Genomic DNA, 22,732 nt, shown 5'->3' on the forward strand with positions numbered 1-22,732 from the left:
TGCGTGCAATCAGTGCGGCTGACGTACCCAGCTGTAGCGTCGCCTCGACAATCTGCCGTTTGAACTCCGCCGAGAAGTTTGGGTTGTGCTGGTCTGTCCGCGGTTGTGTCCACCATAGTTTGGTGGACACCAAAGTAGCCAAACTCAACGATCAGTTCCAGACGGTGCTACGGACTCGCTTACGAAAAATTGAAGCCTTAATCATTTGCTTTTTTCATGCCGTCTGACCTTCGTTTCTTGATTGATTCGAGAAACAGCATTTTGTTCGCATTTCGTTGCGCTAGCTTAAGATTTCCATCTGCCACGATCATTGACTGTAGCGAACTAAGTGTCTTTTGCATCCTCGACGCGCTTGCATCTGACATCGGCTTAAGCGTGTAAATCTCGATTAATTTCAGCATGATGAGCGCAGCAGAAAAGCGTTGTTTTTCGTTTCTTTTTAAAAACTTATCAACCGAATCCAGATAATCGTTCAAAGAAAGATCAATTTGCAAGATAGTGCTTAACAGCTGCTCGATGCAGTGATCCGCTGTATTAGCATGCTCTTTTATGACGATCTCCAATTGATTGGTTCCGAGTGAATCTAGAGTTAACCCAAAGATCGAGCGAGGAGCGAAGAGTTTGAAGAGAACGCCTATATCCAGCCCTGTCGCAGGCAGCGATTTCTCCAGCTCTTTGAGTACCTTCAACTCCTCCGCTTCGTCACGTAATTCGATTGCTAGTAAGACGACAAGCAAAATTTGCGACCAGTATCGAATTATCTTTCGATAAGCGTGGATTTTCAATTGCGCATTATCAATCAACTCCGAATTTCTTAGGATTTTCGAAGTAATTTGAAGTGCGGCCACAAAATCGGGCACGGCTCCATGAAGTTTTGGTTTCTGCCCGTTTGTCACGATGATTGTGTGTTTGGCTTCATGCACATCTATTTCATCGAGAATAGCTTCACGTTCGGCCTCTGATGGGCGCGGTGGATATAGCTCTTTCCCAATTTCTTTTCGATCTTCGTCACTTATAGGAAATTCCGTGAAAGTCACTTCATCAAACAATGCCAAGTCTATATTTAAGGCAATAGGTTCGAAGAATTTGTCCAAAAGCTCCAAGGAACGCTCTAAAGCATCTTGCCTTCCACGTTGCTTTCCCGTGAAGTAATCTAATTCTTCACCTAATTTTAAGAATTCTGACGGAGTGAGTGCCAGTTCAAAGAACGACGACGACTCTTGCAAGCGAATGGACAGAAAGAAAGCTCTCAGACAATCAAATTTGAAACAAATCTCTTCGCCTAAATCAAGGAATATCCCTTTTTGCTTCAATTCTTCAATAAATGGACCTGACGCGGATGTGAGGAGCTTTTTCTTGAAATATTCAGCAGTAAATAGATCGAGTTCATTGTGTGTAAGTCGATCTCTATTTTCCTGATAAAGATGATGCGCTAAGTCCGTCAAAAAATGGCGCTTGACCGTCGAGTCAAGCCGGGTTCTCGATTTCGCTTCGCTGAACTTGTCAAGCATTCCATCAATCAGTGTGTCTATGATTTCCGCGTGATTTACGGGATCAAAGGCGATTCTCTTTTCTCGAACCCAAAGAAATACTGAAACCAAAAACGGTGTGCGCGGGATGTTGAGACGCTTCAATGATTCAAGGATTCCATCCACTTGGTCGGACGAGATTTCTGCATCTTCATTGAACCATCGTTTCATTAATTCTCTAGTCTGTCGCCGGCCGAAGGAGTGAATATAAACCGTTTGTTGTGAGTCAAAAAACTTAGTAACTGTCGCCTCATTGAGTGATGCCTGCACGTCTTCGACGGTCGAAATATAAACCTTGTTACCACTAAATTCATTAAAAAAATCTTTAATCAAACTGGTTAATTTGGAATTTTGGGGGTCAAAATTATCCAGACAGACAGCCAGCCTCCCGAGCTTCAACAACTCAAGAAGTTGCGCCCTAGAATATGTGCCTCCCGCGAAAGACGTCATCGCCTCAAGAAAGGCTGCGCGAGTGTGCCTAGGAAGCGTATGCAGGTTTACGTAACAACCAATAATTACCCCGTTAGCGTCGGGAAATTCATTGGCATTTGCGCAAATATAATTGAGAATGGTTGTCTTTCCAGATTCTTTCGGCCCAACGAAAAGAACTGGCTCGGACTTTTTTATAATTTCAAGTAGGTCACAATATTCTATTTTCTCGCCACCGCCATTATTTCCGACCTTTTTTTCTGATATTGTGCATAATTGTGGGGCAACAAAGAGCTGCTTCAAATTTCGTGGCGCTATATCCGATATTGTACTTGACAATAATTGTGAATTGATCGTCTCGGTAATAGTCTCTAGAAATTCTTGAGTTGGCAAGAGAAGTTCAGCAGCCTGCGCAGATGCTCCACCTAAGTTAAACGTTGCAGTTCCACCAGGAGCGAATCGCTCACTTGCGGAAAATACTCCTCTTTCTTCATAATATTCCCTGACTTTGACATCCCACTTGTCGCTGTCAAAGTCGTAGGTGGCCAAAGTGTATCCATTAAAATAGTTGCGCCCTTGATATAGGCATCCAGCATTGCTTAAAAATGTTTTTCCGGAGGGGCGGGCCATGGCAGCAAGATCGGCCATGTGATTATGACCGAAGAACACAGCGTTAAAATTTGAATACAAATGCCGATAGGTGACCGATTGATCAAATTGAACAAGCCAGCTAATTGGATGATGTAGCAACGCAATTTTAAAATCGCAATCAGATACACTTTGGCTAAGAATGTCGAGTTGTCGCTGACCTATTAGCAATTCTCCGTAATCAAAATCATTTGCTTTTCCACTGGCTCGCCATGCAGAATTTATTGCACATATACCAACGCTTCTTCCCGCGATTGTGACCCGGTAGGATTCGAATAACGGATTTGTTACGATACGAGGCGAGGCTACGAATTTTTCACGGAGCTTATTAAAATTTTCTAGCCCAGCCCACAAGTACGGCATCGAATTAATTTGATCAAGAAGCCCGTTAACTGCTTCGGTGTTTTGGAGATTACCGAAAACTGGACGCAGAGCGTCTGGCAGTCTTGTTTGTTCAACGTCGTGATTTCCAGGGACCATGAAAAATCTATCACTGGCGATTTCAGATGCCTTCAACAGTGGCCGAATAAATCTGTCAGAGACAACGTTGTGCGTCTCGGATGAATACTTGCCCTTGCCAACTAGATCGCCTGTAAAAAATACGGCGTCGATCGATCCAACGCTCTTTCTTTCAAGTTCGATGTCTTTAAATAGGGCGTCTAAGACAACCCGCTGGTCGGGCATGGACGCATCCATTAGATGAAGGTCGGAAAGATGTACGATCGTTATCTTATGCATTTTGGGAGTGTGTAGGTGCTTCCGAACAATTGACGAAGGGCAATCCGCTAACGCCGAACATGTTAAATCTAATCTCGTGCGCGAATCTAAAAATTATTGATGTCGCGGTGTGCAATTATCCACGACGTGCGCGCTGCCAACGCCCCCCTCACTGATAGCGGCAAACTCGTATCTTCCTAGTGCGTCGAAGCCACACTGGCAACTGATCGTGGATGGCGAACTTGAGGCTCGAGCGCATGAATTTGTGAATGCCTTCTTTGAGGTCGTAGCGATTGTCATTAAGAGCGAATAGATTGGTACGAGCCCGAAGTTGTTCCGCTTGTGTCACAGCGCTTGCGTAGTCGCCATGGAGTTCGTTTTGAAATTTCTCTATCCAGTAAGGGTGCGACGACCCGAGCAGAATCTGAGGCTGGTCTCAAGCTGCTTGAGGGGATACACCGCTTGGACGAGTGGTCAGCGGCGCCGCGCGCCGCATGACGAGCGGCCATGGAATGGAATCCAGAATACCTCGCGCGACGTCAACCTACCGACCAATTATCTCGTTTCCTCGATCAGACGCGGACTGCGCAAAGATACTAATTCGTAGTTTGGGCGCCCCTTGAAAGCCCACGCATCGATTGGCTTTTCAGGGGGCTACTCCAGACGGGACTTGGCAACCCGTCTCAGGAGCGTTACCGAGTTGTATGAGATCTTTTAAGAAAGTCCGTCGTCCAGATGTCGCAGAGTCCGGAGTTTGACGGCACGTTGAGCATATGTATACGTGAAGTTCCCTAATGGGTTATTTTCTACTGTCGTAAAAGATTTTCGGCTTATTGCACACCTCTTTGCCAGATTGTTCGATCCTCTTTCGCACAATTGGTCTCGTTACTCCCCAACCAAAAAGCCGGCATTGGGGGGCGTTATTTCAGGGGGCGGGTCATTCTTGCGATAAAAGACCAGATAAACGCTGCAAAGTGGCCCTGAGTTTCAACGCCCAATTCGCGTTAATCGATCTTAGTACTGCTGCGCCGATTGATTTCCTCTGGCGTCATTTGCCTGCCAGCTATCGTGTAGTCGCGATCCGGCGCAATCGTGATTTGCCCCGACCTGTAATCGACGCTGAAGTAAACGCGCTGACCGGGAAGGAATCCCGCATGCTCAAGCAGCGCATCGACAACCGGCATCCACGGAAATGCGACTCGTCGGCGCTGGTCTTCGGGGCTATCTGTCTCGCTGGCCCGCTTCAGTTCAACAGAAACACCCGTTAGTTGTTCTCCGCGCACGCGGCGCGGTTTAAGATTGGCCTTAGCCATAGTCAACTCCTAGTCTGAGTTGGTTGTGGTCAGCGGGTGGTGAGTGCGCCAACACTCATCGCCCGCGCTTCGTTTACCTGTCGAACTCTCCTGTTATCTAAGTTCCTCACGCGACCTGCACGGCTGCTTTTGTTCAAGAACAACGCGTCCAATACCAACAGTCATCCGATTCCAAAAATCAACGCAGCAAGCACTTCGTGCACACAAGCTGCTGTTGCTCTGGCATCTGCAGACACAGTCTGCAACTAATGCGTCCTCGTCTTACGAGACCTGCGTTCATCCAAGTCAAAGTCTCGCGCTTCAGGACCAACAACAAGCGTCGTCGCCGGTCAGCGAATTCCTTCGCGCGGACGCCGCGACGACAAGGTTTCATGGAGTTGAATTTGCGAAACGGCGAGACCAATAGCATCGGTTAGAACCGGTCCTATCACACCGCACACCTTGCCCAAAGCGGCCCATCGTTCGCTTAACTGTGCCTCAAAAATCGACGTATCGAATCAATAGAATACCACCCTGGGTATCGCAAAAATGCCTATTTTCAAGGGTTAAAATTAAAGTTAATGACCAAAGGACGACCGCCCGCACTGTCCGAATTCACCATCCAACCATCGCGGTACCTACCCTTCGGCCGAATCCAACTTATCCACATCCTCCTCTGGACAACCCGTGTAAAACAGGACCAACTCACTGTGGGCGAAATCTTAATAAAGCCGGCCCGTATACCGACCGTCCCAAAATTCTCCCAGGCTCCGTTCCTCTATCCGCGAGTGCTCCCAAAGGTTATCGATTCGGCAGCCCATTGATCCGTAAACGAACTTCGAAGTTATCCACAGCGAACAGGCCGCCTTGTTAACTATTACTACGTATACATATACAAAGAATATAAAAACCAGAACCAGCGTTAACTACCAGCGCAACGTATACGCACAAAGCACCAGCGCACCAGCAACAACGAACGAACCAAAAGCCAAACCCAAAGCAACCAGGCAAACCAAGCACCGCCAACTGCGTCACCCCAACGGCAACCAAATCTCCGTAACTAACTCCGCCGGCACCGTCTCCTTCGGGCTATTCAAATACTCCTCAACCACCGGCGCATCCGCCGCCTCCCGTCCAGACTGCACGAGCCACGTCCCATACAACCACTCATAAGCCGCCCGCATATCGCTATACGGCCCGACATGCCGCAACACCGCATACTCCCCACCGCGTACAGGCGTGAAAGAAACCCCATCGCGAGCGTTAACAGCAATAGCCGACCGCACCTCATCCATCACCCGCCCCGGCAACAACACCGCCGCCTTCGACCGCAAAGCCTCCTCTTCAACCACCCCCGGATCATCGAAATAAACCCCAATCATCCGCATCTCACCAGCCAGCAGATTGTGTTTCCCAAGCCACCCGAACAACGCATCGAACGCCTTGCCGATCTGCATATAAGGCCCGACGTGATCGGCCGACACCACCTCCATCGGCTCCACGGAACGAATCGTCACTTCACGCATCATCGACATTTGATCGTCTCCTGAAAGCGCCGGCCGGAACCGGCTATGCGTGCCTTGTCGGCGATACAGCGCCGGCGGCACGCCGAACACCGCGCGAAACGTCCGCGAAAAAGACTGCAAACTGCTGTAGCCCGAGCGCTCGGCGATCTCGGCAATCGACATCGAACTATTCGCGAGATACCCCGCCGCGCGATGCAGCCGTAAACGCCGCACCGTCGTCGCGACCGTCTCGCCATACATCGCCTGATAAATCCGGTGCCAGTGATACGGCGACAGACACGCAATCTCCGCCAGCCGTCCAATGTCGAGCGGTTCGTCCAGGTGATCGTAGATATGGTCGAGCACGCGAGCCAGCCGCGTTTCGTAGCGAGTCCGATGAGCCGATTCGTTCATGACGGGACCGAGAAGGAAATTGCCGCGTAAGCATGCAAACAAAGTAGCACGCAGGAGCCGGACCGCCGTTTACCAATTTCTGCGAATCTGGCGATCCGGCTCACCATACGGCAAACAAACAAAACGAATTAAGCGCCCGCTGATCCAGCTACCCCGCTAAATCCTCACAACGCGAACGCGCCGACAGCACCGAACACACCAAACACGCCGAACCCAGCAAGCACGGCACCGACAACACCCCACATCGGTAAACCGCCACCGCAATCAACCGCGCCCATCAACCACCAGCCAACAGCCAACAGCGAACAGCCAGCACCCGACATCAACCAACCAATAACCCGACAAAACCCCAAACCCGACTCCCCATGACACCCCCGCCATTTGGCGCTATCGTGTGACCCACACCAATCGCAAAAGCAACCCCAGCAACCCAGGCAACAACCACCCCGCCGTTCCCATTCCTCCCCGCCTCAAGCGAAGCAATGGAGCCGCACCCATGACCTACACCGAGTCGATCGGCAGCCGCACCTACCGCTTCGCCGATCTGAAAACCCTGCTGGCCAAAGCCAGTCCGCCGCGTTCCGGCGATCAGCTCGCGGGCCTCGCTGCAGCGAGCGAAGAGGAACGCGTTGCCGCGAAGATGGCGCTCGCCGAGGTCCCGCTGCGCACCTTCCTGAACGAAGTGCTGATCCCCTACGAGAGCGACGAAGTCACCCGCCTGATCATCGACGATCACTCCGCGCAGGCCTTCGCCGAAATCGCGCATCTGACGGTCGGCGACTTCCGCAACTGGCTACTGAACAGCACGACCGATACGGCCGCACTAGAACGCATCAAAAACGGCCTCACGCCCGAAATGGTCGCCGCAGTCTCGAAGCTGATGCGCAACCAGGACCTGATCGCGGTCGCGCGTAAACGTCCGGTGATCACGCGCTTTCGCAACACGGTCGGTTTGCCGGGCCGCATGTCGGTGCGTCTGCAGCCGAATCATCCGACCGACGACGTCAAAGGCATCGCCGCGTCGATGCTCGACGGCCTGCTGTACGGCTGCGGCGACGCGATGATCGGCATCAATCCGGCCAGCGACAATCTCGCCGCGATCACGAAGCTGTTGCTGATGATCGACGAATTCCGCCAGCGCTATCAGGTGCCGACGCAATCGTGCGTGCTCACGCACGTCACCAGCACGCTCGCCGCGATCGAAAAAGGCGCGCCGGTCGATCTGGTGTTTCAGTCGATCGCGGGCACCGAGAAAGCGAACGCGAGCTTCGGCATTTCGCTCGCGCTGCTGAAGGAAGCGTACGACGCGGGGCGCTCGCTCAAACGCGGCACCGTCGGCGGCAATCTGATGTATTTCGAAACGGGGCAGGGCAGCGCGTTGTCGGCGGATGCGCATTTCGGCGTCGATCAGCAGACCTGCGAGGCGCGCGCCTATGCGGTCGCGCGCAAGTTCGAGCCGTTCCTGGTGAACACGGTGGTCGGTTTCATCGGCCCCGAGTATCTGTACGACGGCAAGCAGATCACCCGCGCGGGTCTCGAGGATCACTTCTGCGGCAAGCTGCTCGGCGTGCCGATGGGCTGCGACATCTGCTACACGAACCACGCGGAAGCCGATCAGGACGACATGGACAATCTGCTGACGCTGCTCGGCGTCGCGGGCATCAATTTCATCATGGGCGTGCCGGGCGCCGACGACGTGATGCTCAACTATCAAAGCACGTCGTTCCATGACGCGCTGTACGTGCGCGACGTGCTCGGCTTGCGCCGCGCGCCCGAGTTCGAGGAATGGCTGGAGTCGATGCAGATCATCGATGCACGCGGCGCGTTGCTCGGCGCATCCGCGCGGCAACCGCTGCTCGAAGGCGCGCGCGACTGGATGGGGATCGCATGAACGACTCGCTCGATAAAGATCCGTGGAACGCGCTGCGCCAGTTCACCCAGGCTCGTATTGCATTGGGACGCGCGGGCAATAGTCTGCCGACCGCGCCGTTGCTCGCGTTCAATCTCGCGCATGCGCAGGCGCGCGACGCGGTGCATCATCCGCTCGATGCGCAGGCGCTGCACGACGCGTTACGTGCGCAAGGCATTGAATCGATCGACGTGCATAGCGCGGCGCCGGATCGCGAGCATTATTTGCGGCGGCCTGATATGGGGCGGCGGCTGTCGGATGAGAGCCGTCGAGCGCTCGCGCAAAGGCAAAAGCCCGCACGAGCTGTCGATGTGGTGTTCGTTATCGGTGATGGTCTGTCGGCGTTCGCTGCGTCGAAGCAGGCGGTTCCGCTGCTGCAGGCAGTGAGACCCAAACTCGAACTCGAGGATTGGAACATCGGCCCGGCGATAGTCGCACGTCAGGCGCGCGTCGCGCTTGGCGATGAAATCGGCGAGGTGCTGAACGCGAAAATCGTCGTGATGCTGATCGGCGAGCGGCCGGGTTTGAGCTCGCCGGATAGCCTCGGCATCTACATCACGTACGCGCCGAAAACGGGTTGCAGCGACGCACAGCGCAACTGCATTTCGAACGTGCGCCCCGAAGGGCTCGACTATCCGTTGGCCGCGCACAAGCTGCACTATCTGCTGACGCAGGCGCGCAAGCTTGGTTTGACTGGTGTCGGGTTGAAAGACGATAGCGAGGCGCTGTTGGAAAGCACATCGGCGCATCATCCGTCGGTGAGCGACGACTCGGATTCCAGCGCGGCGCCGACCTGAATCGGCTCGCCGGCGCGTCTACTTCCGCAACAACCGCAACCCATTCCCGACCACCAGCAAACTCGCGCCGACATCCGCGAACACCGCCATCCACATCGTGCCGAGGCCCATCAGCGTCAGCACGAGAAACACGCTTTTGATCCCCAGCGCGAGCGCGATGTTCTGCACCAGCACCGCATGCGTCGCCTTCGAGAGCCGGATGAACGCCGGAATCTTGCGCAGGTCGTCGTCCATCAACGCGACGTCGGCGGTTTCGATCGCGGTGTCGGTGCCCATCGCGCCCATCGCGAAGCCGATGTCGGCGCGCGCGAGCGCGGGCGCGTCGTTGATGCCGTCGCCGACCATCCCGACCGTCGCGCCAGCCGCTGACCATTGCGTGACCGCGTCGAGCTTGTCCTCGGGCAACTGATCGCCGCGCGCTTCATCGACGCCGACCTGGCGCGCGATCGCCTCGGCGGTGTGGCGGTTGTCGCCGGTCAGCATCGCGGTGCCGACGCCGAGCCGCCGCAATTCGGCGACGGCGGCGCGGCTCGTGTCCTTCACCGTGTCGGCGACCGCGAACAGCGCCAGCACGCGTTGCGCGTCGGCGAGCATCACGACGGTTTGGCCCTGCGTTTCCAGTGCGTCGAGGCGCGCTTCGAGTTGCGGCGAGCAACGGCCGAGTTCTTCGATCAGACGGTGATTGCCGAGCCAGTAGGCGGCGCCGTCGATGTCGCCGCGTACGCCGCGGCCGGCTAATGCTTCGAAGGTGTCGACTTGCATGTGCTGGATGCTGTCGTTGTTAGCGGCAGTGGCAATCGCCATCGACACCGGATGATCGGAGCGGCCCGCGAGGCTGGCCGCGAGCGTGCGGTAGTGCAGGGCATTGGCCTTGTCGGTACTCGCGTTGCCTACGACGCGTTCGCCGCGAATACTGTCGCGAACGCGCAAGTCGCTGACACCGCCGACGGCACCGGCACCGGCAGCAGCACCGCCACCGCTATCGACAGAGCCACCCCCCACATCCGCACCCACACCAGCAACAACACCAACCGCATCGGCAACTACCTCAAACCCCACCAGCACCGGCTTCCCATGCGTAATCGTCCCGGTCTTATCGAGCGCAAGCCGGCTGAGCTTGCGGCCCTGTTCAAGATAGACGCCGCCCTTGATCAGAATCCCCTTGCGCGCGGCAGCCGCGAGCCCGCTGACGATCGTCACCGGCGTCGAAATGACAAGCGCACAAGGACACGCGATCACCAGCAGCACCAGCGCCTTGTAGATCCACTCATGCCACGCACCGCCAAAAAGCGGCGGCACGACCGCGACGGCGAGCGCAATCGCAAACACGATCGGCGTATAGACGCGCGCGAATTGATCGACGAAGCGCTGCGTCGGCGCCTTCGAGCCCTGCGCTTCCTCGACCGCGTGAATGATGCGCGCGAGCGTCGTATTGCCCGCCGCGGCCGTCACGCGATAGTCGAACGAGCCGCTTTGATTGATCGTGCCGGCGAACACGGCGTCGCCGACGGCTTTATCGATCGGCAGGCTTTCGCCGGTGATCGGCGCCTGATCGACGCTCGAGCGACCCGCGACGATCTCGCCGTCGAGCGCGATCCGCTCGCCCGGTTTCACGCGCACCAGCGCGCCGGGCGCGATCGTGTCGACGCGCGCGGGCAGCCACGTGCCGTCGGGCTGCTGCACGCTCGCCTGTTCGGGCGTCAGTTGCATCAGCCCCTCGATCGCATTGCGCGCGCGATCGAGCGATTTCGCTTCGATCAACTCGGCGATCGTGAACAGCACCATCACCATCGCCGCTTCGGGCCACTGGCCGAGTAGCGCCGCGCCGGTGACCGCGATGCTCATCAGCGCGTTGATGTTCAGGTTCAGATTGCGCAGCGCGAGCCATCCCTTGCGATAGGTCGTGAGCCCGCAGGTGGCGATCGCGGCGATCGCCAGAGCCGCGACCAGCCAGGTGGAAGCGCCGAGCCAGCTAGCGGCTTCTGATGTCGCTGCGACAACGGCGGCGACGATCAAGGGCCACCACGGCTTCGGCGGCGCGCTGGCGGCTGTGGATGCGCCGGGCCGGTTTGCATCGGCGCCGTCAGAGGCCAGCTCTGGCGTGAAGTCGAGCGAGCGCAGCGCGGCGAGCACCGGTTCCAGCGCGTCGGGTGCGTGGACCACGGTCAGCACCCGCTGCATCAGGTTGAAATCCATGCTGCGCACTGCGGGCATGCGGCCGAGCTTCTTGCGGATCAGCGCTTCCTCGGTCGGACAGTCCATCTGCATGATGCGGATCGCGGTGCGCAGGTCGCCGCCGACGGCTTCGGAGCGCGGCAGCGCGAGTGGGATCGGTGCGGCGGCAGAGGCGCCGCAGCAGGCGTCTTGAGCATGGTCGTGGACCGAGGGGCTGTGATCGTGGCCGTGCTTTTCCCCGTCGCCGGATGCGTGTTCGTGGTTGCCGTGGCTGTGTTCGTGCGCGTCGTCCAGCGCGCTCGCATGATCCGGGCGACTGTGGTCGCCCCCGTGGCAGCAGCCGTGTCCTTGCGAGTCGTCGAGCCCATGCGCGTGATCCGGGCGACCGTGGTCGTCATGGCCGGCGCCGTGTTCATGTGCGCAGCCGGGTTCATGAGCACGCCCGCCCTCATCCCCCGGCGCGCGACTTTCCCCCGTCTCCAAACGATCAACTTCCGGTCCGCGAACATCAGGCATAGTGGCTTCCTCGTACGATTTGTGGTCTAGTAAACACCTTGAAGCCACTACAAGGTCAAGGCCAAGTGGAGGGAGGGTCCATGAAAATCGGTGAATTGGCGAAAATCGCCCATTGCACGACCGAAACCATCCGTTTCTACGAAAAAGAGCGTCTGCTGCCCGAGGCGGAGCGCACCGAAGCCAATTACCGCAGTTACACGGCCAAGCACGTCGAGCGCCTGCGTTTCATCCGCAACTGTCGCGCGCTCGATATGACTCACGACGAAATTCGCGCATTGCTGCGTCTGACCGACGCGCCGGAGAACGGCTGCGGCGCCATCAACGCGTTGATCGACGAGCACATCGCGCACGTCGACATGCGCATCGAGGAGCTGCAACAGCTGAAAGCGCAACTGACCACGCTGCGCGATCAATGCCACGGCGAGCATCCGGTCGAGGACTGCGGAATCGTCCACGGCCTGACCGATATGGATGTGGCGGTGCCGCGTCCGCGACATACGCATCTCGGCTGACGCGACGGCGGCCGGCGCGTCGCAAGCGGTTGGTGGTCAGGCGCCGCTACTCGCAGCTAAAACGAAGCAGTCGCAGGTCGACGTGCAGCAAGCAACAATTACCCCTACATGGCAAGGCCGCGCGTGCGACCTTGCCACCCGATCATCGAAAGCATTCCAGTTGGAGAATCAACGTGTTCACCTGTAGAAACCAGTCCTGCGGCTCGCAGTGGGAGCAATCCGACGTCGTCATCAAGAACGAAGGCCAGGGGCTGCTGTTCCGCTGCCCGCTGTGCGGCGCGCGCAACTATGTCGAGCGTTTCGAAGACGACGACGGCGCCGTGCTGTACGAACAACTGCCCGGCCGCCCCGAACAAGGCCCGATGGCTGAGTAACCGAGCTTCCCGATCGAGCTCCCCGACCGCGTTTCCCAAGACAACCCCATGAATAGTCCCTCCACCGGTCCGACCCCCGCTGGCGCCGCGTTCAGCACACTGCCGCTGCCGCCCGCCACGCTCGCGAACCTCACCCAACTCGGCTACGTCGAGATGACGCCGATCCAGGCCGCGAGCCTGCCGGTCGCGCTCGCCGGCCAGGATCTGATCGCTCAGGCGAAAACCGGCAGCGGCAAAACCGCGGCGTTTTCGCTGGCGCTGCTGGCGCGCCTCGATTCGCGCAACTTCGACACCCAGGCGATGGTGCTGTGTCCGACGCGCGAACTCGCCGATCAGGTCACGCAGGAAATCCGCCGCCTCGCGCGCGCCGAAGAAAACATCAAGGTGCTGACGTTATGCGGCGGCACGCCGATGCGTCCGCAGACGGCGAGCCTCGAACACGGCGCGCATATCGTGGTCGGCACGCCGGGCCGCATCATGGATCACCTCGAACGCGGCACGCTCGTGTTGCGCTCGCTGAACACGCTGGTGCTCGACGAAGCGGACCGCATGCTCGACATGGGTTTCTTCGACGACATCGCGAAAGTCGCAAGGCAATGCCCGAAAGAGCGGCAAACGCTGTTGTTTTCCGCGACCTACCCCGAAGGCATCGCGAAGCTGAGCCAGCAATTCCTGCGCAACCCGAAGGAGATCAAGCTGGCCGAGCGGCACGACGACAGCAAGATCCGTCAGCGCTTCTATGAAGTGACCGAAGACGAGCGTCTGCATTCGGTCGGCTTGCTGTTGAACCACTACCGGCCGGTCAGCACGATCGCGTTCTGCAACACCAAGCAGCAGTGCCGCGATCTGCTCGACGTGCTGCGCGCGCAGGGCTTTCACGCGCTCGCGCTTCATGGCGAACTCGATCAGCGCGAGCGCGATCAGGTGCTGATCCAGTTCGCGAACCGCAGCTGCTCGGTGCTGGTCGCGACCGATGTTGCCGCGCGCGGTCTCGATATCGCGCAACTGGAAGCGGTGATCAACGTCGACGTGACGCCGGATCCGGAAGTCCACGTGCACCGCATCGGCCGCACCGGCCGCGCGGATCAGGACGGCTGGGCGCTGAGCCTCGCGAGCATGGACGAAATGGGCCGGGTCGGCGGGATCGAACAGGCGCAGAAACGCGACGTCGAATGGCACAAGCTTGCCGAACTGAAGTCGACGAGCGACGGGCCGCTGTTGCCGCCGATGGAAACGCTGCAAATCCTCGGCGGCCGTAAGGACAAGATCCGTCCCGGCGATGTGCTCGGCGCGCTGACTGGCGACGCCGGTTTCGAAGGCTCGCAGATCGGCAAGATCAACGTGACCGATATGTCGACCTATGTGGCGGTCGAGCGCAGCATCGCGCGCGAGGCGGTGCGCCGGCTCAGCGCGGGCAAGCTGAAGGGCCGCAAGGTCAAGGTGCGTTTGATGGACGATCTCTGACCGGTCCTAAGGATCCTATGAGGACCCTAAGAGCCCATTTGAAAAATCACGGATGGGCGTTCTATGTAGCAAGAGGCTTCCCATAGCGACATGAATCCTTGCTTCGGACAGGTCGGTGCGTTGCTCGTAAGCGCGCACCAGGCGACGCCAGCAGACTATCCAGCCAAAGGTGCGCTCTACCAGCGTGGCCGAACTGGCGAACAACGACTTCAACCTGAACATCCCACGCTACGTGGATACGTTCGAAGAGATAGAGGCCATCGATCTGAAAGCGATGCGGGAGGAGCGTCTGAAATTCAAGGCAGAGTTGGCCGTGCTGGAGGAAAAGATGGCGGGCTATCCGAAGGAACCTGGCTATGAGTGAATCCAGGCCTCGTGCGGAATTGGTGCTGTATGCGACCGAGGATGGGGCGGCTCAGTTTTTCCTTCGAGCCGAGGATGGCAGCGTCTGGCTGAGTCAGGCGGAACTGGCCGAACTGTTCCAGACTTCTGTCGCGAACATCAATATTCACATCAAGAACGTGCTCGATGAGCAGGAGTTGACCGAAAATCGAACTATTAAAAATGACTTAATAGTTCAAACGGAGGGCTCCCGGCAGGTGCGTCGAACGGTCAAGCTCTATAACCTCGACATGATCCTGGCCATCGGCTTCCGGGTAAAGTCGCCGCGCGGCACGCAGTTCCGCCAGTGGGCAACAGCCAATCTGAAAGAGTACCTGGTCAAGGGCTTCGTCATGGATGACGAGCGCCTCAAGAACGGCGACCGCTGGGACTACTTTGACGAGCTGCTGCAACGTATCCGCGACATACGCTCGTCCGAAAAGCGTTTCTACCAAAAGGTGCGCGACCTGCTGGCCCTTTCGGTGGACTATGCCGACGATGCGCACGCCACCGGCCTCTTTTTCGCCGAAGTTCAGAACAAGATGTTCTTCGCCGTGACAGGAGAGACAGCAGCCGAACTGATCGTTCGGCGCGCCGATCCCACCCAACCCAACATGGCACTCACCTCATGGAAAGGCGGGCGCGTGCGCAAAGGTGACGTGACGGTGGCCAAGAACTACCTCAATGCTGAAGAGCTGGATCATCTCAACCGCATCGTCAGCATGTTTCTCGACTTTGCCGAACTGCGGGCGATGCAACGTAAGGACCTCCGCATGGCCGACTGGCGGGTCTATGTGGACAGCTTCATGACCTTCAATGAACAGGCCGTGCTGCAAGGGCCCGGTCGCATGAGCCATCAAGCCATGACTACCATCGCGCATGAGCGTTATGAGACCTTTGATGCGGCACGGCGCAAGGATGAAGCGCTTGAGGCGGATCGCGCGGAGATGCGCGAACTGGAGCAGGTGGAGAAGCAAATCAGTAGCCGGCGCAAAAGCGGCAAAGGCGGAAAGGACCATGCCTAAGGGTTGGAGGCGCTTGCGTCCTGGCGTCATGACCGAAGCGTCGTTAATTCTCCGTCTGTTTGTCGAGCTACAACTTTAAGGACCCTGAAGCCAGAGCTTCGCGAACTCCGATAACTAGCAAAACGGCCGCACTCGCGGCCGTTTCCACATCCGCGCGCCCCGCATCACATTCCGTCATACCTCTGCCGTTTTCTGCATTCGTCAGGCCGGCCTTCGCGTCCGCTAAAGCCGTGACCGGACCGGCTGCGCCCGCCGCCAGGTGGCTTCGAGCAAGCCATGACGAAAACGCATGACACGCATGACAAAGATTCGTTTGTAGCGGTTCTTCGGCTGATGCTTAATCACCAGACTGGAAGGACCCGCCCGCAGCCGCCGTTCGCGCGGCCGTTGCCGGCTGAAGAAACGGAGAAAGTCTTATGCAGAGCGCCATGCAAGCCCGCTCGAAACTGCCGGACGTCGGCACCACCATTTTTACCGTGATCGGCCAACTGGCCGCGCAATACGATGCACTAAACCTGTCGCAAGGCGCGCCGAATTTTGCGCCGGACCCGAAGCTCGTCGACGGCGTCACGCGGGCGATGCGCGCCGGCCACAATCAGTACGCGCCGATGGCCGGCATCGCCCCGCTGCGCGACGCGCTCGCGGAGAAGGTCGAAACGCTGTACGGCACGCGCTACGACCCGGCCAGCGAAGTGACCGTGATGGGCAGCGCGAGCGAAGGGCTCTATTCGACGATCAGCGCGCTCGTGCATCCCGGTGACGAAGTGATTTACTTCGAGCCGTCGTTCGATAGCTACGGTCCGATCGTGCGCTTGCAGGGCGCGACGCCGGTCGCGATCAAGCTGTCGCTCGCCGACTTCCGCGTGAACTGGGACGAAGTGGCCGCCGCGATCACGCCGAAGACGCGGATGATCATCATCAACACGCCGCACAACCCGACCGCGACGATTTTCAGCGACGCCGATATCGAGCGGCTGAAAGCGTTGACGCGCAACACCGATATCGTGATTCTGGCCGACGAGGTCTACGAGCACGTGGTGTTCGACGGCGAGAAGCATCAGAGCATGGCGTGCCATGCGGAGCTGGCTGAGCGCAGCGTGATCGTGTCGTCGTTCGGCAAGTCGTATCACGTGACCGGCTGGCGTGTCGGCTACTGCCTCGCGCCCGCCGCGCTGATGGACGAGATCCGCAAGGTCCATCAGTTCATGGTGTTTTCCGCCGATACGCCGATGCAGTACGCGTTCGCCGAAGCACTCGCGAATCGCGAAAGCTATCTCGGCCTCTCGGGCTTCTATCAACAGAAACGCGATCTGCTCGCGCATGCGCTGCGCGAATCGCGCTTCGAGCTGTTGCCGAGCGAAGGCAGCTTCTTCATGCTTGCGCGCTTCCGCGGTTTCTCCGCTGAAAGCGACAGCGATTTCGTGCTCCGCCTGATTCGCGATGCACGCGTCGCGACGATTCCGCTGTCGGCGTTCTATACAGACGGCACGGATTCCGGGCTGATCCGCCTGTGCTTTTCGAAGGACGACGCGACGCTGCTCGAAGGCGCGCGGCGTTTGTGCGAGATCTGAGCGTGCATCCGTGTAAGCCCTGTTAAAGCTTCACGGTTGGACGCAGTATGATCGTCGCGTCGTTATGCGTGACGGATCGTCGCGCGTGACAGGGCATTCGACGTCATCGAAACAAACTGAAGCCGACTGAGGCCCACTGAGGCCAACCGAAGCGAAGTCACCAAAGCATTCGAACCGAGAGAAGGGATCTGTTATGAAGCTGCTCAAGTCTCTGCTGGCGCTCGCCTGCGCATGCACGTCGCTCGCGGCATCGTTTTCCGCCAGCGCCGCCGAGCCCGCGACGCTGCGTTTCGGACTCGAAGCGCAGTATCCGCCGTTCGAATCGAAAGGCCCGGGCGGCCAGCTACAAGGGCTCGATATCGACGTCGGCAACGCGGTCTGCGCGGCCGCGCACATGCAGTGCAAGTGGGTCGAAACGTCGTTCGACGGCCTGATTCCCGCATTGCAAGGTCGCAAGTTCGACGCGATCAATTCGGCGATGAACGCGACCGAGCAGCGCCGCCAGGCGATCGATTTCACGACGGTCGTCTATCGTGTGCCGACGCAACTGATCGCGCGGCGCGACAGCGGTCTGCTGCCGACACCGGAGTCGCTGAAGGGCAAACACGTCGGCGTGTTGCAGGGCTCGATTCAGGAGACCTTCGCGAAGGTGCATTGGGAGCCGGCCGGCGTCAGCGTGATGCCGTATCAGGACCAGAATCAGGTGTATGCGGATCTGACGGCGGGGCGTCTCGATGGCACGCTGGTGCTCGCGCCTGCGGGGCAGACCGGTTTTCTATCGAAGCCTGAAGGCAAGGACTATGCATTCGTCGGCCAGCCGGTGCGTGACGACAAGATTCTCGGCAGCGGCATCGCGTACGGCATCCGCAAGGGCGATACCGCGCTGCGCGATCAGTTGAATGCCGCGATCGCGAAAGTGCAGGCCGATGGCACCGTGAAGGCGCTGGCCGCAAAGTATCTCGGCAATATCGACGTCAGCGCGAAGTAACCGGACCGCACCGCTCGTTCGCTTGTTGCGCATCCGGCTGACGGCTACGATACAGAAGCTTCGCGAGCGAGGCACGACGTCGAAGCCGGCGGATCCACCGGAGAGGGCGCATGAGCAGGAGCACCGAGGCGGCAAGCGAAACGAAAAGCGAAGCAAAAAACGCAGCCGCGCCGCGCTTCTGGCGTAGCGACGCACTGCCGTTCATCGAAGCGCGTTCCATCGACGATGGCCGCAACGTCTGCTACGCCAAACACTCGCACGAAACCTTTTCGATCGGCGCTGTCACCGGCGGCCGCAGCGTCTATCTGAATCGCCACGCGAAGGAATGGATCGGCGCCGGCGTGGTTGTGCTGATGAACCCCGATGACGTCCACGCGTGCAATCCAGTGGCCGGCGAGCGCTGGTCGTATCGGATGCTGCATGTTGACGTCGCGTGGTTGACGAAGCTGCAGCACGAACTTGGCTTCAGCGAGAATCACGCGTTTCGCGCGTTCTCGCAGATCATGACGCTCGATGCGGCATTGTTCGACGGCGTGAACCGGCTGTGCGCAATCCTTGCCGACGAAAATGCAGACGCTCAAACCGGCACATTGCGCCGGGAAAGCGCGGTGATCACGTTCTTCTCCGACTTGCAGCAAAAGCTCAATCCAGCGCGCGTGCCCGAGCGCGATGCGAGTACCCAGCTTGCGCGCGCCGCTGAATTCATCGCTGAAAATTGCACGCGCGCGTTGAAACTCGACGACGTATGCGAGGCGGCCGGCTTGTCCGCGTCGCATCTGATTCGCGCGTTCAAGCAACGCTACGGGATGACGCCGCACGCGTATCTGATCAATCGACGCATCCAGTACAGTCGCGCGCAGTTGCGGCGCGGCCGGCTGATTGCCGATGTCGCGCTCGACGCCGGTTTCGCCGATCAGGCGCATCTGCAGCGGACCTTCAAGCGGCTCGTCGCGGCGACGCCGGGGCAGTATCGCAACTGAGCACGCGGCGCTTGCCGCGGCGCATAGCCGCCGCGCGGGAATCAGTCCGTTGAAGGTTCGCGCGACGGACGCCTGGCAACACCCCAGTGCATTCTTCCTCCCGCCTCACTCCACCAGCAGATACAGCGCGCTCGCCGCGAGCAGCGCCGCCATCACGCGATTGAACAGCCTGACCCGCTTCGCGTCGCGCAAATACTTGCGCAGAAAGGTGCCGGCATACGCCCAACTCGCGATCGATAGATAGCAGATCACGAAGTAGAGCGCCGCGAATTGCCAGACGAGCTTGCCGTCGCCATTGGCCGCATACGCGCCCATGCCCGCCAGCGACGCGAGCCATGCTTTCGGATTGAGCCATTGCATCGCCGCGCCATGCGCGAACGACGGTCCGCGAGCCGGCTTGTCCGCACCGAGCTGGCCGTTATCGACCGCGAGTTTGCAGGCCATATAAAGCAGAAAGCCGACGCCCGCCCATTTGACGATATCGATCAGATTCGGAAAACGCGTGAGCAATGCATGCAAACCCAGACCAATCAGCAAAAGCAGCACGGTGAAGCCGACGGTCGCGCCGGTCACATGCCGCAGGCTCGCGGCGAGCCCGTGCTGCGCGCCGGCGCTGAGCGCGACGACGTTCACCGGTCCAGGGGAAATCGAACAGGCAAGCGCGAAGGCTGCCATCGAAAGTAATGCGGTCATCGGGTGCCTCGGTACGTGTGAGCGCAACAGGATTGCGAGACTCAACGGTAGCGAGACCGACGGACGATGTATTGAAGGAAATTGCTCAGCGAAGCACGCATGCGGCAAACCGAAAAATCCGCGCGTGTTATTCACAAAAAATTAACTGAATAAGCCCTTGACCATTAACGCAATCTGGACGTGGTATTCGCGCAAACGTTATCGGTTCAAGCTCCTTTAGATTATCTATTAAATGCGCGCAGAAGAAACCTATGAAATGCCCCTATAAAGGTGATAATTAATTTGACCGTTAAACAGATCGGGGGAGCTTTCTGTTAGTGTATCTCCCCGGATGATGACCGCGGCGGGCGCTCAGACGCGGGTGAGCGCACAGTGGCGTCGAATCTGCATCGAATGGTTCTGCATCAGCGTAAATTTGCCGGCGCGATTTTTTTAGAAAAACGACCGGTTGAATGGATGAACGGGAGCACATGTGGTTGCCGATCCAAGCAGGCAGAAGGTCGCGGACGAATTGAACGAGCTGTGTCTCGAGTTATTCGACGGTTGGTGCGAGCGTAGATGCGTGATTCCGCTCGCCTATTTGATGCACGGCTGGCCGCTTATCGACGCGACGCCGTCGGCATTCAATCGTCTGCACGACAATCTGCTCGATCTCGAATGCTGGCATCTCGAAGACCTGTCCGACGAAGATAGCAATACGATCCGCTATTTGCTGAGTCTTCTGTCCCAACAGGCGGCAATAGTGCGCACTTCGACAAACTGAGTCCGGCGTGGGATACGCACAGCACATGAGCGCGAAGACAACGGGCATCCGCCGTGTGCTAATGGCACGGGCGCGCAGGCTGCGGATGCCGCGCCACGGCATCGTCTACGCGGGATGCTGCGTGGTGCTGGCGATGCTCGGCTTATGCGGCTATTCGCTGTACCAGAGCCGCAACGATGCGATGTCGCGCGCGCTCGATTCGTCGCGCGATGTCGCGACGATCACCGAACGCGACATCGCGCGCAATTTCGAGTTGTACGCGCTGTCGCTGCAGGCCGTCGCCGACGGACTCGCGCGGCCGGGCGTGCTCGATTCGCCGCGGCTGCGGCGCGAAATCCTGTTCGATCGCGCGGCGACCGGACAGTACGTGGGCGCGATGGTCGTGATCGACGCGGGCGGCAACGTCGTGATGGATTCGGAAAACGACGCCGGGCTTGGCGGCAATCTGTCGGATCGCCCGTACTTCAGGATTCATCGCGACGATCCTGACTTCGGGCTCGATGTGAGCGCGCCCTACACTTCGCGGCTCAGACCGGGTTCGCGCAGCATCGCGTTGAGCCGGCGATTGTCGCGCGCCGACGGTTCGTTCGCGGGCATCGTCGCGCTGGGCATCGACGAAGGCTATTTCACGAGCCTGTTCGCCGATCTGAGGCTCGGGCAGCATGGCTCGGTATCGGTCATCAGAACGGATGGCACGATCATCGTGCGCCGGCCGGACGGTCAGAATCTGAGCGGGCGCAACATCAACAACACGCAGTTTTTCCACAAACTGCTCGCGCAGGACGAGGGTAGTTTTGTCGCGGACTCGCCGCTCGATGGCACCGAGCGGCTTTACTCGTTCAGACGGATTCAGGGATTGCCGCTGATCGTGTTGATCGCCGAGTCCACCGCGGATATCTACGCGAGCTGGTGGGAACGCGCGGTCGTGATCGGTTCGCTGACGTTCATTTTCGGCATCGGCGTCGTGGTGCTGTCGGCGTGGCTGGCCGCCGAGCTGCGGCGCCGGCAGCGAGTGGAGCTGGAACTGGAACGGCTCGCCGGCACCGACGGACTCACCAATCTGCCCAATCGTCGCGCGTTGTGCGAAACGCTCGACCGCGAATGGTTGCGCGCGCGACGCACGGGCAGCGTGCTGTCGCTGCTGTTCGTCGATATCGATCACTTCAAGGCATACAACGATACCTATGGCCATCAGGCCGGCGACGTCGCGCTAATCGAGGTCGCGTGCTGCATCAGGAAAGTGATCCTGCGACCGGCCGATTGCGTCGGCCGCTACGGTGGCGAGGAATTCATCGTCGTGCTGCCGGACACCGATACGGCGGGGGCTGCGGTGGTCGCCGAGAACATCCGGGTCGCGATTGGCGGGTTGGGTATCACGCACGTGGGCTGCGAGTTCGGTCGCGTGACGGTCAGCATCGGCGCGACGACCTGGTGGCCGGATATGGAGACGGACGTCAGCGTGGTGATTCGGGCCGCGGATGAGGCGTTGTATTCGGCGAAGGCGCGGGGGAGGAATGTGGTTGCGCAGATGGGGGTGGGGTGAAGGTGGGTTGCTGGCGGTCTCTTTCTTTTTTGATTTTGTGCGCGGAAGTGAAAAAAGGGTTGCGGCGCTTTCGCGTGCAACCCTTTGAATTTTTTGGTGGGGTGTGAGTGACTCGAACACTCGACCTACGGATTAAGAGTTAAACCAAGCGCCCCGTAGGTTACTGGAGGACATTCCTTGATTTAACAAGGGAAACCGTAACGACGGGCATACGCACTGACGGGCTGAGCCATGCAATTCCATTCCCCGCCGGGCTGCACTGGATGGCGCGCTCCGCGAGCGGTTTGCTGCCGGATGTACGGGCTTTCCTCCGAGCCGCGGCAGCCAAATGCGTCTGGGTTAACGTCGTCGAGTGTCAGACGTTCGATTAGTTGGCGCAGACATTTCCGATGGGTCGACGTGGCCAGAACAGCTCGACACTCATATCGGAACCTATACGGCACCGACCGCGTCGAGGGCCGTGCCGCTAGCGGGTTTCCCGTACTGCGATGTTCAGCGCTACCCGTC

At 58.6% G+C, this 22,732-nt stretch carries 17 protein-coding genes; 12 read left to right on the forward strand and 5 right to left on the reverse strand.

The genetic code is table 11. The features are described 5' to 3' along the window. Positions 1–197 precede the first annotated feature (197 nt). From L0U82_RS00065 to L0U82_RS00075, 3 genes are all read right to left on the reverse strand, one after another. A complete protein-coding gene (locus tag L0U82_RS00065; RefSeq protein ID WP_267929287.1) occupies positions 198–3,344 on the reverse strand; it encodes a metallophosphoesterase in 3,147 nt (1,048 codons plus the stop codon). Positions 3,345–4,327: 983 nt separating this feature from the next. Then, positions 4,328–4,636: a hypothetical protein gene (locus L0U82_RS00070; RefSeq protein ID WP_233827635.1), complete on the reverse strand. Its 309-nt coding sequence runs from the start codon at positions 4,634–4,636 to the stop codon at positions 4,328–4,330. 1,010 nt (positions 4,637–5,646) lie between these two features. Then, positions 5,647–6,534 carry an AraC family transcriptional regulator gene (locus L0U82_RS00075; protein WP_233827636.1) on the reverse strand — a complete coding sequence of 296 codons (888 nt, stop codon included), beginning with the start codon at positions 6,532–6,534 and terminating at the stop codon, positions 5,647–5,649. Positions 6,535–7,030: 496 nt separating this feature from the next. On the opposite strand from L0U82_RS00075, the gene L0U82_RS00080 reads away from it, so the two are divergent. Both L0U82_RS00080 and eutC read left to right on the forward strand, forming a co-directional pair. Continuing rightward, positions 7,031–8,425, forward strand: a complete 1,395-nt coding sequence (locus tag L0U82_RS00080; RefSeq protein ID WP_233827637.1) for an ethanolamine ammonia-lyase subunit EutB — start codon at positions 7,031–7,033, stop codon at positions 8,423–8,425. After that, positions 8,422–9,240 carry an ethanolamine ammonia-lyase subunit EutC gene (eutC, locus tag L0U82_RS00085; RefSeq protein WP_233827638.1) on the forward strand — a complete coding sequence of 273 codons (819 nt, stop codon included), beginning with the start codon at positions 8,422–8,424 and terminating at the stop codon, positions 9,238–9,240. The genes L0U82_RS00080 and eutC overlap by 4 nt, the downstream gene beginning before the upstream one ends. 18 nt (positions 9,241–9,258) lie before the next feature. Here eutC and L0U82_RS00090 read toward each other — a convergent pair whose 3' ends face one another. Beyond that, a complete protein-coding gene (locus tag L0U82_RS00090; protein WP_442793589.1) occupies positions 9,259–11,931 on the reverse strand; it encodes an HAD-IC family P-type ATPase in 2,673 nt (890 codons plus the stop codon). A gap of 80 nt (positions 11,932–12,011) precedes the next feature. On the opposite strand from L0U82_RS00090, the gene cadR reads away from it, so the two are divergent. From cadR to L0U82_RS00130, 8 genes are all read left to right on the forward strand, one after another. After that, positions 12,012–12,443, forward strand: a complete 432-nt coding sequence (cadR, locus tag L0U82_RS00095; protein WP_233827639.1) for a Cd(II)/Pb(II)-responsive transcriptional regulator — start codon at positions 12,012–12,014, stop codon at positions 12,441–12,443. A gap of 173 nt (positions 12,444–12,616) precedes the next feature. Continuing rightward, positions 12,617–12,817 carry a hypothetical protein gene (locus tag L0U82_RS00100; RefSeq protein ID WP_233827641.1) on the forward strand — a complete coding sequence of 67 codons (201 nt, stop codon included), beginning with the start codon at positions 12,617–12,619 and terminating at the stop codon, positions 12,815–12,817. A 48-nt stretch (positions 12,818–12,865) separates the two neighbouring features. Next, on the forward strand, positions 12,866–14,281 hold the full coding sequence (gene dbpA, locus L0U82_RS00105; RefSeq protein ID WP_233827643.1) for an ATP-dependent RNA helicase DbpA: 1,416 nt from the start codon (positions 12,866–12,868) through the stop codon (positions 14,279–14,281). A gap of 169 nt (positions 14,282–14,450) precedes the next feature. Continuing rightward, positions 14,451–14,645: a hypothetical protein gene (locus tag L0U82_RS00110; protein WP_233833356.1), complete on the forward strand. Its 195-nt coding sequence runs from the start codon at positions 14,451–14,453 to the stop codon at positions 14,643–14,645. Next, positions 14,638–15,687, forward strand: a complete 1,050-nt coding sequence (locus L0U82_RS00115; protein WP_233827644.1) for a virulence RhuM family protein — start codon at positions 14,638–14,640, stop codon at positions 15,685–15,687. Before L0U82_RS00110 ends, L0U82_RS00115 begins: the two co-directional genes overlap by 8 nt. 416 nt (positions 15,688–16,103) lie before the next feature. After that, positions 16,104–17,258: a pyridoxal phosphate-dependent aminotransferase gene (locus tag L0U82_RS00120; RefSeq protein WP_233827645.1), complete on the forward strand. Its 1,155-nt coding sequence runs from the start codon at positions 16,104–16,106 to the stop codon at positions 17,256–17,258. 193 nt (positions 17,259–17,451) lie between these two features. Continuing rightward, on the forward strand, positions 17,452–18,246 hold the full coding sequence (locus L0U82_RS00125) for an ABC transporter substrate-binding protein (protein ID WP_233827646.1): 795 nt from the start codon (positions 17,452–17,454) through the stop codon (positions 18,244–18,246). 110 nt (positions 18,247–18,356) lie between these two features. Further along, a complete protein-coding gene (locus L0U82_RS00130) occupies positions 18,357–19,226 on the forward strand; it encodes an AraC family transcriptional regulator (protein ID WP_233827647.1) in 870 nt (289 codons plus the stop codon). Between the two features lie 105 nt (positions 19,227–19,331). Here the strand turns inward: L0U82_RS00130 and L0U82_RS00135 are convergent, their stop codons facing one another. Beyond that, positions 19,332–19,919: a LysE family translocator gene (locus L0U82_RS00135; protein WP_233827648.1), complete on the reverse strand. Its 588-nt coding sequence runs from the start codon at positions 19,917–19,919 to the stop codon at positions 19,332–19,334. Positions 19,920–20,391: 472 nt separating this feature from the next. Here L0U82_RS00135 and L0U82_RS00140 point away from each other — a divergent pair, with 472 nt between their 5' ends. Then, the gene (locus L0U82_RS00140; protein ID WP_233827649.1) at positions 20,392–20,682 is read left to right on the forward strand and encodes a hypothetical protein; all 291 of its coding nucleotides are present in this window, start codon (positions 20,392–20,394) and stop codon (positions 20,680–20,682) included. A 25-nt stretch (positions 20,683–20,707) separates the two neighbouring features. Continuing rightward, complete coding sequence (locus L0U82_RS00145) at positions 20,708–22,225, forward strand: sensor domain-containing diguanylate cyclase (RefSeq protein ID WP_233827650.1); 1,518 nt, start codon at positions 20,708–20,710, stop codon at positions 22,223–22,225. Positions 22,226–22,732: the final 507 nt, after the last annotated feature.

Origin of the sequence: Paraburkholderia sp. ZP32-5, from assembly GCF_021390495.1 — a bacterium.
GTDB lineage: Bacteria > Pseudomonadota > Gammaproteobacteria > Burkholderiales > Burkholderiaceae > Paraburkholderia.

What these genes read in the sequence shown, in the direction of transcription:
- L0U82_RS00065 (WP_267929287.1), bottom strand. Translation starts at nt 3,344, where the DNA reads ATGCATAAGATAACGATCGTACATCTTTCCGACCTTCATCTAATGGAT.
- L0U82_RS00145 (WP_233827650.1), top strand. Translation starts at nt 20,708, where the DNA reads ATGAGCGCGAAGACAACGGGCATCCGCCGTGTGCTAATGGCACGGGCG.
- L0U82_RS00115 (WP_233827644.1), top strand. Translation starts at nt 14,638, where the DNA reads ATGAGTGAATCCAGGCCTCGTGCGGAATTGGTGCTGTATGCGACCGAG.
- L0U82_RS00080 (WP_233827637.1), top strand. Translation starts at nt 7,031, where the DNA reads ATGACCTACACCGAGTCGATCGGCAGCCGCACCTACCGCTTCGCCGAT.
- L0U82_RS00120 (WP_233827645.1), top strand. Translation starts at nt 16,104, where the DNA reads ATGCAGAGCGCCATGCAAGCCCGCTCGAAACTGCCGGACGTCGGCACC.
- L0U82_RS00135 (WP_233827648.1), bottom strand. Translation starts at nt 19,919, where the DNA reads ATGACCGCATTACTTTCGATGGCAGCCTTCGCGCTTGCCTGTTCGATT.
- L0U82_RS00125 (WP_233827646.1), top strand. Translation starts at nt 17,452, where the DNA reads ATGAAGCTGCTCAAGTCTCTGCTGGCGCTCGCCTGCGCATGCACGTCG.
- cadR (WP_233827639.1), top strand. Translation starts at nt 12,012, where the DNA reads ATGAAAATCGGTGAATTGGCGAAAATCGCCCATTGCACGACCGAAACC.
- eutC (WP_233827638.1), top strand. Translation starts at nt 8,422, where the DNA reads ATGAACGACTCGCTCGATAAAGATCCGTGGAACGCGCTGCGCCAGTTC.
- L0U82_RS00090 (WP_442793589.1), bottom strand. Translation starts at nt 11,931, where the DNA reads ATGCCTGATGTTCGCGGACCGGAAGTTGATCGTTTGGAGACGGGGGAA.
- L0U82_RS00075 (WP_233827636.1), bottom strand. Translation starts at nt 6,534, where the DNA reads ATGAACGAATCGGCTCATCGGACTCGCTACGAAACGCGGCTGGCTCGC.
- dbpA (WP_233827643.1), top strand. Translation starts at nt 12,866, where the DNA reads ATGAATAGTCCCTCCACCGGTCCGACCCCCGCTGGCGCCGCGTTCAGC.
- L0U82_RS00070 (WP_233827635.1), bottom strand. Translation starts at nt 4,636, where the DNA reads ATGGCTAAGGCCAATCTTAAACCGCGCCGCGTGCGCGGAGAACAACTA.
- L0U82_RS00130 (WP_233827647.1), top strand. Translation starts at nt 18,357, where the DNA reads ATGAGCAGGAGCACCGAGGCGGCAAGCGAAACGAAAAGCGAAGCAAAA.